Origin of the sequence: Streptomyces sp. NPDC051109 (assembly GCF_044455885.1) — a bacterium.
Taxonomy (GTDB): domain Bacteria; phylum Actinomycetota; class Actinomycetes; order Streptomycetales; family Streptomycetaceae; genus Streptomyces.
Genome location: NZ_JBITFF010000021.1, coordinates 131,533 through 142,437 on the forward strand (window position 1 = coordinate 131,533; position 10,905 = coordinate 142,437).

General features: G+C 71.0%; 10 protein-coding genes and 2 pseudogenes. 3 read left to right on the top strand and 9 right to left on the bottom strand.

Features of this window, described 5'->3' with window-relative positions:
• Positions 1 to 5 precede the first annotated feature (5 nt).
• The 5 genes and pseudogenes from ACIBAD_RS30445 to ACIBAD_RS30465 form a co-directional block, all read right to left on the bottom strand.
• Entirely contained in the window at positions 6 to 1,640 is a 1,635-nt protein-coding gene (locus tag ACIBAD_RS30445; protein WP_398909835.1) for a cytochrome bc complex cytochrome b subunit, read from the bottom strand.
• A gap of 205 nt (positions 1,641 to 1,845) precedes the next feature.
• A pseudogene (locus ACIBAD_RS30450) lies at positions 1,846 to 2,737 on the bottom strand (SDR family oxidoreductase).
• A 33-nt stretch (positions 2,738 to 2,770) separates the two neighbouring features.
• Complete coding sequence (locus ACIBAD_RS30455; protein ID WP_134067145.1) at positions 2,771 to 3,400, bottom strand: NAD(P)H-dependent oxidoreductase; 630 nt, start codon at positions 3,398 to 3,400, stop codon at positions 2,771 to 2,773.
• 334 nt (positions 3,401 to 3,734) lie between these two features.
• Positions 3,735 to 3,935, bottom strand: a pseudogene (locus ACIBAD_RS30460) (SDR family NAD(P)-dependent oxidoreductase); the annotation flags it as partial.
• Between the two features lie 145 nt (positions 3,936 to 4,080).
• Positions 4,081 to 4,497: an arsenate reductase ArsC gene (locus tag ACIBAD_RS30465; protein ID WP_398909837.1), complete on the bottom strand. Its 417-nt coding sequence runs from the start codon at positions 4,495 to 4,497 to the stop codon at positions 4,081 to 4,083.
• 93 nt (positions 4,498 to 4,590) lie between these two features.
• On the opposite strand from ACIBAD_RS30465, the gene ACIBAD_RS30470 reads away from it, so the two are divergent.
• Positions 4,591 to 4,905: a metalloregulator ArsR/SmtB family transcription factor gene (locus tag ACIBAD_RS30470; protein ID WP_134067141.1), complete on the top strand. Its 315-nt coding sequence runs from the start codon at positions 4,591 to 4,593 to the stop codon at positions 4,903 to 4,905.
• 42 nt (positions 4,906 to 4,947) lie between these two features.
• Positions 4,948 to 5,733 (top strand): aquaporin, encoded by a 786-nt coding sequence (locus tag ACIBAD_RS30475; RefSeq protein ID WP_398909839.1) that lies wholly within the window; start codon positions 4,948 to 4,950, stop codon positions 5,731 to 5,733.
• Positions 5,734 to 5,831: 98 nt separating this feature from the next.
• Here the strand turns inward: ACIBAD_RS30475 and ACIBAD_RS30480 are convergent, their stop codons facing one another.
• Together ACIBAD_RS30480 and ACIBAD_RS30485 are read right to left on the bottom strand one after the other, a co-directional pair.
• Positions 5,832 to 6,326, bottom strand: coding sequence for a GNAT family N-acetyltransferase (locus tag ACIBAD_RS30480; RefSeq protein ID WP_134067137.1), 495 nt, complete (start codon positions 6,324 to 6,326; stop codon positions 5,832 to 5,834).
• Positions 6,323 to 6,688 carry a metalloregulator ArsR/SmtB family transcription factor gene (locus tag ACIBAD_RS30485; RefSeq protein WP_134067136.1) on the bottom strand — a complete coding sequence of 122 codons (366 nt, stop codon included), beginning with the start codon at positions 6,686 to 6,688 and terminating at the stop codon, positions 6,323 to 6,325. Before ACIBAD_RS30485 ends, ACIBAD_RS30480 begins: the two co-directional genes overlap by 4 nt.
• Before the next feature lie 114 nt (positions 6,689 to 6,802).
• Here ACIBAD_RS30485 and ACIBAD_RS30490 point away from each other — a divergent pair, with 114 nt between their 5' ends.
• Positions 6,803 to 8,167 carry an NAD(P)-binding domain-containing protein gene (locus ACIBAD_RS30490; RefSeq protein WP_398909842.1) on the top strand — a complete coding sequence of 455 codons (1,365 nt, stop codon included), beginning with the start codon at positions 6,803 to 6,805 and terminating at the stop codon, positions 8,165 to 8,167.
• A gap of 117 nt (positions 8,168 to 8,284) precedes the next feature.
• Here ACIBAD_RS30490 and ACIBAD_RS30495 read toward each other — a convergent pair whose 3' ends face one another.
• Positions 8,285 to 8,761, bottom strand: a complete 477-nt coding sequence (locus ACIBAD_RS30495) for a GNAT family N-acetyltransferase (protein ID WP_398909844.1) — start codon at positions 8,759 to 8,761, stop codon at positions 8,285 to 8,287.
• Between the two features lie 647 nt (positions 8,762 to 9,408).
• Positions 9,409 to 10,134, bottom strand: coding sequence for a hypothetical protein (locus ACIBAD_RS30500; protein ID WP_398909846.1), 726 nt, complete (start codon positions 10,132 to 10,134; stop codon positions 9,409 to 9,411).
• Positions 10,135 to 10,905 lie beyond the last annotated feature (771 nt).

The window sequence follows — 10,905 nt, forward strand, 5'->3', positions numbered from 1 at the left end:
GCTGCTCAGCTCCGGTCCGCAGGTTCCCCAGCCGCCCGATCGGGTCCGGCGATGACGTCCTCCACCCGCCTGCGGTCCTCCGCGGTCAACGGCGACGGCAGCCGGCCGCCGTGGTACCAGCGGCTGAGCGCCCGGCGCAGCCGCCCCGCCCGCCTCTGCCAGGCCGGCAGCGAGCCGACTGCCTCCTCGGGCAGGGGAGCGGGCACCTCGTACACGGCGCTGACGTAGCGCTGCGCCGCGGGCAGCGGCACGTGCAGGGGCTCGAAGTCGCCTTCCACGCTCATACGCACCTCGCCGCTCTCCACCCCGTGCACCAGCACTTCGGCATCCCGGGCCTGAAGCGCGAGGCACAGGCGCCGGGTGAGCCAGAACGCGACCGGCGGGAGGACCACGACCGCGCAGCGCAGGGTCCACGTGATGGCCTGCACCGGGATCTCCGTGATGAAGGCGAGGATGTCCTGGGCGCCCGCCAGCAGCAGCACCGCGTACAGGGTGACGGCGGCGACGGCGAGGGCCGTGCGGGCGGGGCGGTTCCTGGGCCGGTCGCACAGATGCCGTTCACCGCGCTGACCGGTGATCCAACGCTCGAAGAACGGGTACCCGTACACGGCCGTGAACAGCAGTCCGGGCAGCAGGACACCGGGAACCAGCGGGTTCCACATGAGCGTGTGGCCCCCCAGTCGGGTCTCGACCCCGGGCATCAGGCGCAGCGCACCCTCAAGGAAGCCGACGTACCAGTCCGGCTGGGAACCGGAGGACACCAGGTCCGTACGGTAAGGGCCGTACACCCACACCGGGTTGATCTGCGCGAGCGCGCCGAGGCCCGCGAGGACGGCCCCGGTCAGGAAGAACAGACCGGCGGACTTGGCGGTGTAGTGCGGGAAGAGCGGCTTGCCCACCACGTTGCGCCCGGTACGACCGGGTCCGGCCCATTGGGTGTGCTTCAGATGGACCACGAGCAGCAGATGCAGCGAGACCAGCCCGACCAGCAGTCCGGGCACCAGAAGGATGTGCACCGGGTACAGGCGGGAGACGATGTCCTGCCCCGGATACTCGCCCCCGAAGGCGAAGAAGGACAGGTACGTGCCGACGACCGGCACGGAAAGCATGATCCCCTGGGCGGTCCGCAGCCCGGTACCGGAAAGCAGGTCGTCCGGGAGGGAATAGCCCGCGAAGCCCTCCACCAGCGCCAGCAGCAGCATCGTCACCCCCACCACCCAGTTCGCCTCGCGCGGCCGGCGGAACGCGCCGGTCAGGAAGACGCGCAGCAAGTGGGCGCCGATCGCGAAGACGAACACCAGCGCCGCCCAGTGGTGCATCTGACGGATCAGCAGCCCGCCGCGCACCTCGAAACTGATGCGCAGGGTGGAGGCGTACGCCTGGGAGACCTGGAGCCCGCGCAGCGGGGCGTACGGGCCGGCGTAGACGGTGTCCCGCATCGACGGCTGGAAGAAGAACGTGAGCCAGGTCCCGGTCAGGAGCAGGATGATCAGGCTGTAGAGGGCGATCTCCCCGAGGAGGAAGGACCAGTGGTCCGGGAAGGCCTTGCGCACGGCTCCCCTCGTCACGTCGGCGAGCGGCAGCCGTTCGTCCAGCCGGAGGAACGAACGGCGCGCCGCCCGGCCGGCACGACGCGCCACGCGGGTCCGTGTCCTGTTCCGCGCCACTGCGCCCTCCGCCCGTCGGGTCTCCTGCGCGGAGCATGCCGCCCCGGGGCGTGCTCCCGGGGGAGCCACGCGACCGGGACCGGGTAAACCACGTGTTCGGCTGGCACGGTCGGACGTCGAAGTGACCGCTGCCCACTCGTTCCGGTGCCGCTCTCGGAGACGACTCCGGCCCTTGCGGTCACGGCAGCGGGGTTCCACCGGTGGCGTTGACGATCTCGCCCGTGATGTAGGAGGCCCCGTCGCAGGCGAGGAAGACGTATGCGGGTGCCATTTCGGCCGGTTGTGCGGGCCGGCCCAGCGGTGACTGCTCGCCGAACTTCGTCGGGTCGGGCATGGTCGCCGGGATCAGGGGCGTCCAGACCGGCCCGGGGGCGACGGCGTTCACCCGGATTCCCCGCTCGGCGAGCATCTGGGCCAGGTTGTGGGTGAAGGAGATGATCGCGGACTTGGTCATGGCGTAGTCGAGGAGGTGCGGGCTGGGCTGGTATCCCTGCACGGAGGCGGTGTTGATCACCGAGGCGCCGCGCGGCATGTGGGCTAGAGCGGCCTTGGTGAGCCAGAACATCCCGTACAGGTTGGTCTTCATCACCCGGTCGAACTGCTCGGTGGTGATCGCCTCGATGCCGTCCGGCTGGGCCATCTGATAGGCGGCGTTGTTGACGAGCAGGTCGATGCCGCCCAGCTCGCGCACTGCCCTGTCGACGAGGGCGGTGCACTCGTCTTCGTGCCGGATGTCGCAGGCCACGGCGACCGGTGTACGGCCGGCCTGGCGGATCAGGCGGGCGGTCTCGTCGGCCTCCTTTGCCTCCTCGGACAGATGGGTGAAGGCGACGTCGGCGCCTTCCCGTGCGAAGGCAAGGCAGACGGCCCGGCCGATGCCGGAGACCTCCGGTGATCAGCGCCCTGCGGCCTTGCAGCAGGCCGTGGCCCTGGTAGGTGTCCTCGCCGTGGTCCGGGCGGGGATCCATCGCCTCCGTCGACCCGGGATGGCTCTGGTCCTGCTCGGGAAACGGGGGGCGGGGGTGCAGCGACACCGGATCGGTGAGGCGGGGCTGGTCGTGTGAGGACATCGCGGTCTCCTTCCGACGTGGTCGGTGCGGGTGTCATGCAGAGGCCGGGTAGGGGGCGGCCTTGAGGCGGCGCGCGAGGTGCGCGGTGTTCGCGGCCAGGGTCCTGGTGGTGGCGGCCGTCTTCTCGGGCGTCTTGTCGAGGTCCTGGTAGTCGGTGCCCTGCATGGCTTCGCCGACCCAGTAGGTGACGGCGTTCGGAGCGAGGGAGAAGCCGACGTCGTTCAGGCCCTGGAAGAGTTCGGCACTGACGTGGTGGGCGCCGTCCTCGTTGCCGACCACACACACGGCTGCGGCCTTGCCGTACGTGAGCATGCGGCCCTCGTCGTCGCTCTCGCCGAGTTCGGCGTTGAGCCGCTCCAGTACGCGCTGCGCGATGCTGGAGGGGTGGCCGAGCCAGATCGGCGTCGACAGGACCAGGATGTCGCAGCCCAGGATCGTGTCGCGGATCTCCGGCCAGGCGTCACCTTCCCCCATGTCGACTGCGACGCCCGGCTTGACGTCGTGATCGGCGATACGGATCACCTTCCCGGTGACGCCGTGGTCGGCCAGCGCGGCCATGGTCTGTTCGGCCAGCAACTGGGAGCTGGACGGCTTGGGCGAGGGCGAGAGCGTGCAGACCAGCGCGACGGCGCGCAGCGGTGTGGTTTCGGTAGTGGTGTCCATGTGGTCCGGCTACCCGGATCGTCACCGCGTATCCCGCCCTCTGTCTGGCGAGACGGCCGGGCCGGGGCTGGTGGTGCGTTCCGGCCGCGCCTACCGGTCGGCAGAGCTGGGCTGGGCCACCCGGGGTGTCCTTCCGCTTCGAGGGGGTCGGGCAGGACCCTGTTGGCCTTGCCGTGCGCCCTGGTCTCCAGCGATCCGGCGACGACCTTGTCCTTGCCCGCAAAGAGGCGTCGAGGCCCTGCTCGGTCCCGCCCGCCGCGGCCATCGACGGCGGCAGACGCTTGGCCTCCCCGTAGCTGCGCAGGTCCGCCCGAACCGGGTGTGCACCTGCCCCGGTCCGCCGCCTGATCTCCTCAGCCGCGGAACGGAGGCGCTCCTCGGCGGCGGAGTTCACGATCAGATCGAACTTCCGTTCGGCCAACTGTCGGGCGGGCTCGAATCCGATTCCGCTGGAGGCGCCTGTCACCACCGCAAGTTGACCCGCGCCACGGCCGTGAGTGGCGGTGGCGCTTCCCGTAGCCGTCCGTCGGGGCATGGGGGCGGGCGGCCCGCCGGTCACGGCGTTGGGTGGCCGGCCACCGGCCGGCGTCCCCGCCGTGCCGGGCACTGCCGGCACGATCGCGGCCGGCGGCGACTCCTCCAGGGGCTGGGCGAGGTAGGTAGGCGCAGTGGCGTTGCCCTTACGTTGCGGGCTTCGGGGCGATCTCTGCGATCAGCGCCTCGATGAGCTCCTTGATTTCGTCGCGGATGGGGCGGACGGCCTCGACGCCTTGGCCTGCCGGGTCTTCGAGCTTCCAGTCGAGGTAGCGCTTGCCGGGGAAGACGGGGCAGGCGTCGCCGCAGCCCATGGTGATGCAGACGTCGGACGCCTGGACGGCCTCGACGGTCAGGATCTTCGGGGTTTGGGCGGACATGTCGATTCCGACTTCGCGCATCGCTTCGACGGCGGCCGGGTTGACCGAGTCGGCGGGGGCCGAGCCGGCGGAGCGGACCTCGACGCGGTCGCCGGCGAGGTGGGTGAGCCAGGCGGCGGCCATCTGGGAGCGGCCGGCGTTGTGGACGCAGACGAACAGCACGGACGGCTTGGCGGCGGTCATGGGAGACCCTTTCCGGCAGGCGGGGGAGTGTGAGGCGACAATTGCATCAGCATGAGCTGGTGTCAGTGTCCGCTGATGTGAAAATATCAGTCCATGATGACGTCAGTCGACACTGATCTGATCCGGGTTCTTGCCGACCCGCTCAGGCTCCAGATCGTGACCCTCCTTGCCAGGGAGACGCTCTGCACCACCCACCTCGTGGAGGAGACCGGTGCCAAGCAGACGAACCTTTCCAACCACCTGACGGTGCTGCGGAAGGCCGGGGTCGTGGAGACGGAGCCGTGTGGCCGTTTCACCTACTACCGGCTGCGTCCGGAAGTCATCGACGCGCTGGCCGGCCAGTTCGCCGACCTCGCTGCGGCCGCGCGCGCCACGGCCGCGGCGAACCTCAAGCGGTCCTGCCCGTAGTCCTTCGCGCCTTTGCCGTACCCGCCCCGAGGAGAACCTGCCTTGACCGCCACCGAGCCCGCCGCGAGCGAGGCCATAGCCGCCGCCCCGGCGTCGCCGCAGCCCGCACCCGGCGCCACTCCGCCGCGCACGCCGCTGATCGCCCGCGCCGTCGCCGAGCTCGTCGGCACCGCCGCCCTGGTGGCGGTCGTGGTCGGGTCCGGCATTCAGGCCACCGAGCTCACCGACGACGTCGCCTTGCAGTTGCTGGCCAACTCCACCGCCACCGTCTTCGGCCTCGGCGTCCTGATCGTCCTCCTCGGCCCTGTGTCCGGCGCCCACTTCAACCCCGTCGTCACGCTCGCGGAATGGTGGACGGCCCGCCGCGGAGGCGCCGGCGTCAACGCCCGGGAGCTCGCCGTGTACGTGGCCTCGCAGATCGCCGGCGCCATCGCGGGCGCCGTTCTCGCGGACGCGATGTTCGGCAGGCCACTGGTGAAGTGGTCGCAGCACGACCGCTCGGCGGGCAACCTGCTCCTCGGCGAGGTCGTGGCGACCGCGGGCCTGATCCTGCTGATCTTCGGTCTTGCTCGCGCCGGCCGCCTGCGCTTCGCCCCCGTTGCCGTGGCCGCGTACATCGGTGCCGCGTACTGGTTCACCTCCTCCACCTCCTTCGCCAACCCGGCTGTCACCATCGGCCGCGCTTTCACCGACACCTTCGCCGGCATCGCCCCGGGCTCCGTCGCCGGGTTCATCGCCATGCAGCTGATCGGGGCGGTGGCGGGCCTGGCGCTCGTGGCGGTCATCTTCATGCGCGGCGAGGACGAACAGGACCAGCCGGCCGCGTGAGGCGGCGGAACAGGCGGGCGCACACGGCTGCGCCCGCCGCACCCCGCGTCATGGGGGCCGCCTGGCAGCAAGCGGCGGAGTCTTGTGCGCCGGGAGGGTCAGCTGATCTGCGGGCTGCGGCGCTCCAGCAGGACGACGTCCCGCCACCTGCCGTGGTGGCGGCCGATGCGTTCGCGGGTGCCGATGATCCGGAATCCGGCGCGCTGGTGGAGGGCCAGGCTGGCGGTGTTCTCAGGGAAGATCCCGGACTGGATCGTCCAGATCCCCGCCGCTTCCGTGGAGGCGATCAGCGCGTCCAGGAGGGCTCGGGCCGCGCCGCGGCCCCGGGCCCCGGGGTGGACGTAGACGGAGTGCTCCACGACTCCGGCGTACGCGCAGCGGTCGGACACTCTGGTGGCGGCCACCCAGCCCAGCAGCTTGCCGCCGGCGTCGAGGGCGGCGAAGCGGTGCTCGGACAGTTTCGCCGCATCGAACTCGGCCCAGTCGGGGGCAGTGGTCTCGAAGGTGGCATTGCCCTCGTCGATGCCCGCCTGGTAGATCGCCAGAACCTGGTCCGCGTGCTCGCCGGTCAGCGGAGTGACGGTGATGGTCACGCCGCGGCCGCGCGGGTCAGGAGCTGGCCCATGGCCGCGAGAACGGCGGGCTCGACCCGGTAGTACACCCAGGTGCCGCGCCGTTCGGAGGAGAGCAAACCGGCTTCGCGCAGCTTCTTCAAGTGGTGGGACACGGTCGGCTGGGAGACCCCGACATCGGAAATGTCGCACACGCATGCCTCCCCGCCCTCATGGGAGGCCACAAGCGAGAACAGCCGCAGCCGTACCGGATCACCGAGCGCCTTGAACATGACCGCGGTCCGCTCGGCCTCCTCGGCCGTCAGCGGGCGCTCGGTCAGGGGCGGGCAGCACGGGGCCACGGCCTCCGGCTCCAGCAGCGGCAACACCTTCACAGGGGACATGCCCCCATCATCGTTCGAACTTCGACAGATGTCTATGTTGACGAACGTCGAAGCCGGGTCCACTCTTGAGGCGTCAGGACATCGACAAGTGTCGAATCAACTGGGGAGCCCGCCGTGAACGCATCCACTCAAGCCCTGCCCGTAGCCGTGATCGGAGCGGGCCCCGTCGGCCTGGCAGCCGCAGCCCACCTCACCGAGCGCGGCATCACTCCCTTGGTCCTGGAAGCCGGAACGTCCGCCGCCACCGCCGTACGCCAATGGGGCCACGTGCGGCTGTTCTCCACCTGGTCCGAGCTCGTGGACCCGGCCGCCGAGAAGCTCCTGGCCCCCACCGGCTGGACGGCACCCGACGGCACGACCTACCCCTCCGGCGCGGACTGGGCCGCCCTCTACCTCCAGCCCCTCGCCGACATCCTCGGGGAGAAGGTCCGCTACGGCGCCACCGTCACCGGCGTATCGCGCCTCGGCCGCGACCGGATCGTGGACGCCGACCGCGAACAGCAGCCCTTCACCGTGCGCATCGCGAACGCGGACGGCACCGAGGAACGCATCCTGGCCTCCGCCGTCATCGACGCCTCCGGCACCTGGTCCACGCCCGGCCCCCTCGGCGGCGACGGCCTGCCCGCCCTCGGCGAGAAGGCCAACGCCGACCGGATCTCCTACCGGATTCCCGACCTCAAGGACCCGGCCGTCCGCGCCCGGTACACCGGCAAGCGCACTGCCGTCATCGGCTCCGGCGCCTCCGCCTTCACCGCGCTGGCCTACCTCGCCGACCTCGCCCGCGCCGACGACGCAGCCGCCACCCGTGCCACCTGGATCCTGCGCCGCGGCATCTCCAGCACCACCTTCGGCGGCGGCACAGCCGACCAGCTCCCCGCCCGCGGCGCCCTCGGCCTGGCCGCCAAGGCCGCCGTCGAGGACGGCTACGCCGACGCCGTCACGGGCTTTCGCACCGACGCCATCCAGCGCGACAGCGACGGCCGCCTGGTCCTCGTCGCCGAGGACGGCCGCCGCCTGGACCCCGTCGACGAGGTCATCGTCCTCACCGGCCTGCGCCCCGACCTCACCTTCCTCGAAGAGCTGCGCCTTGCCCTCGACGAGCGCCTCCAGGCGCCCGTCGACCTCGCGCCGCTGATCGACCCGAACCAGCACTCCTGCGGCACCGTCTACCCGCACGGCGTAAAGGAACTGTCCCACCCCGAACAGGGCGTCTACCTCGTCGGCATGAAGTCCTACGGCCGCGCGCCGACCTTCCTGGCCATGACCGGCTACGAGCAGGTCCGCTCCATCGCCGCCCACCTCGCCGGCGACCAGGAAGCCGCCGAACGCGTGGAGCTGACCCTCCCGGAGACCGGAGTGTGCGGCGGCGCCGGCCTCTTCGACCAGCCCCAGGCCGCCGAAGCGACCAGCGGCGGCTGCTGCGCGGCCCCCGCGACCCTGACCATCGGCGCCCCCGCCTCCTCTTCCGGCGGCTGCTGACCCACATGCCGCACACCAAGGGCGGCCTGGCCGCGACCGGGACGGGTGTCCGGCCGCGGCCACGTCGCCCTGCCCGCCCTGTGCGCTTCGGGCGGCGGCGGTGCGTGCGGACTTTGATCAGCGAACGCCTGTGACGTCCGCGGGACGGGGAACGGTGAACCTCAGTTCCGGCCGCACCCACGTCACCTTCGGCGGCGAGGCCGGGACCGTTCCCACCCGCTCGGCCCCCATACGCCGATAGAACTGCTCAGCGGGCGGGTTCGATACCACACGAACCTGAGTCAACCCCGCCTGGTCGGCTTGATCGAGCATGTGCTCCATGAGGACGCGGCCTACACCCATCCCCTGAGCCGCGTCCGACACGAAAGCCAGGTCCAGCTCGGCAAGGTCGAGCACCAGCGAATAGAAGCCCAGCAGTTCGCCCCTTGAATCCACGGCACAGAAGACCAGGTTCCGCCCGATGTAGTCCGGCGTGACCCGATAACCGGATATCACCGTGGCGTACGTGCCCTGGTAGGCACTGGACTCCTGGATCAGCGCAGTGAGGGCGGCAGCGTCATGCTCGGCGGCACGTCGGATCTTCAGGGGTTGCATGCGCCAAAGTATAGGAGCGCATGGCAAAGAGCCTATTACCCTCGACTGCCCCAAATCGGTGGAGGCGGCGTCCTCCGCCGGCCTTGCGGTGGGTCGGATTCACGGTGGGTCAGGTGTGCAGTTCACTGCCTTGAATGCCGTGGCGGATGCCCGTTGCGGCAGGCACGCATCGCCGGCACGTCCACCAGGAAGCCGAGGCAGTCGAACCATTCGAACCCGGCGGCCTTCCTTCCGCGCTGTCCTGCCAGACCTTCTTGACCGGCTTGGGAGCGGAAGTCGATCGGCGCGTAGTGGACCTGCGGCCGTGCCTACGCGTGTGCGGCTGCCCGGGGGCTGGCCCGGTGTGGGGCGGAGCGCCCGCTGAGGGCTCAGGAGGCGGAGTAGTCCTCCCCGTGCCGGGCTCTTTGCCGGTGCGCTTGGTGTGCAGCTGCAGGGGGCGGCGGGGCGCGGCAGCGAAGCGGGGAGCTGGTGGTGTCCGGATGGCGGGCGCAGCCTGAAGGTGCCCCGGGGCGGTGTGGGCGGCCGTGCAGCACCGACCCGGGGCCGGTCGTTGCCTCCAGCTCTCAGCCGCGATGCAGGGCAGCGCGGGGTCGACGAGTCCGTCAGCGGCGGAGCCCTGCGCGGGCGCCCGGGCCCGGCCACCGGAGTCAGGAAGCAGCCGCCCCTTGGTTGTACGTCAGCACCACGCAGCCGTCATTGCCCGCGCCGCCCTTTGTGGAGAACGCCTGATGGGGGTGCGGATTCGGATCGTTTCCCTGGCCCGCGCCGCCCGTTCCGCCCCTGCCTGCCCACGTGCACTGGCGCGGACTCTGCGCGGGGGCGCCGCCCCAACTGACGCCGCCCCGCAGGTGCTTGTGCCCGTCCTTGCCGCGCTCGCCCCACTGACCGGAGGTGAGGACAAGGTCGGTTCCCTTGCACCAGCTGGCCTCCGCCTTGCCGGGCTTGCCTGCTTCTCCTCCGGTGCCGCTCTCCCGCCACCAGGAGGCACCGCCGCCCCCGCCGCCCTCGCCCGGCATGGCTCCCACCAGCGACTCGTTGCCCGCACGGACGGTCGAGCCGGTTCCGTCTCCTCCGTATCCGCCGGCATTGCCCTTGCCGCGGCCGGCACTTCCCCCGGTGCCACCCCTGCCGATGTTGACGGTGAGCGTCGAGCCGCCCTCCACCGCCAGCACGCAGGACACCGTGGCACCTGCTCCGCCGCCTGCGCCGCCCGCGCCGGTGAGCGGCCCGTCGTTGTTGCCGCCGCCTCCGCCGCCCCCGGCGCCGGCGCCCAGGGCCATGACCCGGATCTCTGTGACGCCCCGGGGAACGGTGAAGGAGTTCTCGCCGGAGGTGGTGAACGCCTGGGTGCTGGGGCCCGGCGCCGCCGACACGGGCCCCGGTACCGACAGCAAGGACGCGGCCGCTACTGCGGAAACCAGAGCCGCCTGCCGCGTCCGAAGAGAAGCGCTCAGTTTCACGAGGAACCTCCGGGACGCCTGAATTGGATCACTCCAGCATCCACTTGTCGCCGGGCCGTGACGCACGGGCAGCCGCAAGATCGCCCTATCGGGGGGCGGCTCGGATACGTGTCTTGTCCGACCGCCGGCGCGTGAGCGTATTCCTGGTGTGGAGGCTGAGGCGGCCGCCTTGTATCCGCTCGCACCGGATCCGGACGGGCTGCAGCAGCGGATGGCTGGTCATGTGGCCGGCGGTGGCGGTCGGCGATCGCCGCTCAGGTCGTCGGTGTCCTGGTGGGGACGTTGCCCGCTTCTCACCGGTTTTTGGCGGCGTTGGAGAGCGCGAATACGGCTCGCTGGCAGTGGACGACGTCGAGGACGGGGCCGCAGTGCGACGCGGGCGGCCCGCGGCTCGCACCGTGCACGGCTGCCATCGGAGTTGAACGCACGGTGGCCGACGTTGCGCACCGGCTCCGCGTCAGGGCCGGAAGAGCGTGCCCTTCGACGTAAGCGAACTACAGCAACTCCCACAAGAACGACGCCCTCGTGCTCCTGGCGGCCGCTGTCTGAGTGTGCGGTACGCCCGGCGTGACCCGCACACCCGAAGGCGTTGCTGGTTCTGCGGGAGCTCGCGACGTCTGCATCCAGGCGTCGGTGTCCCGTCGCCCTGAACCGTGACCGATCTCAAGGAACTTGGATGGTTCG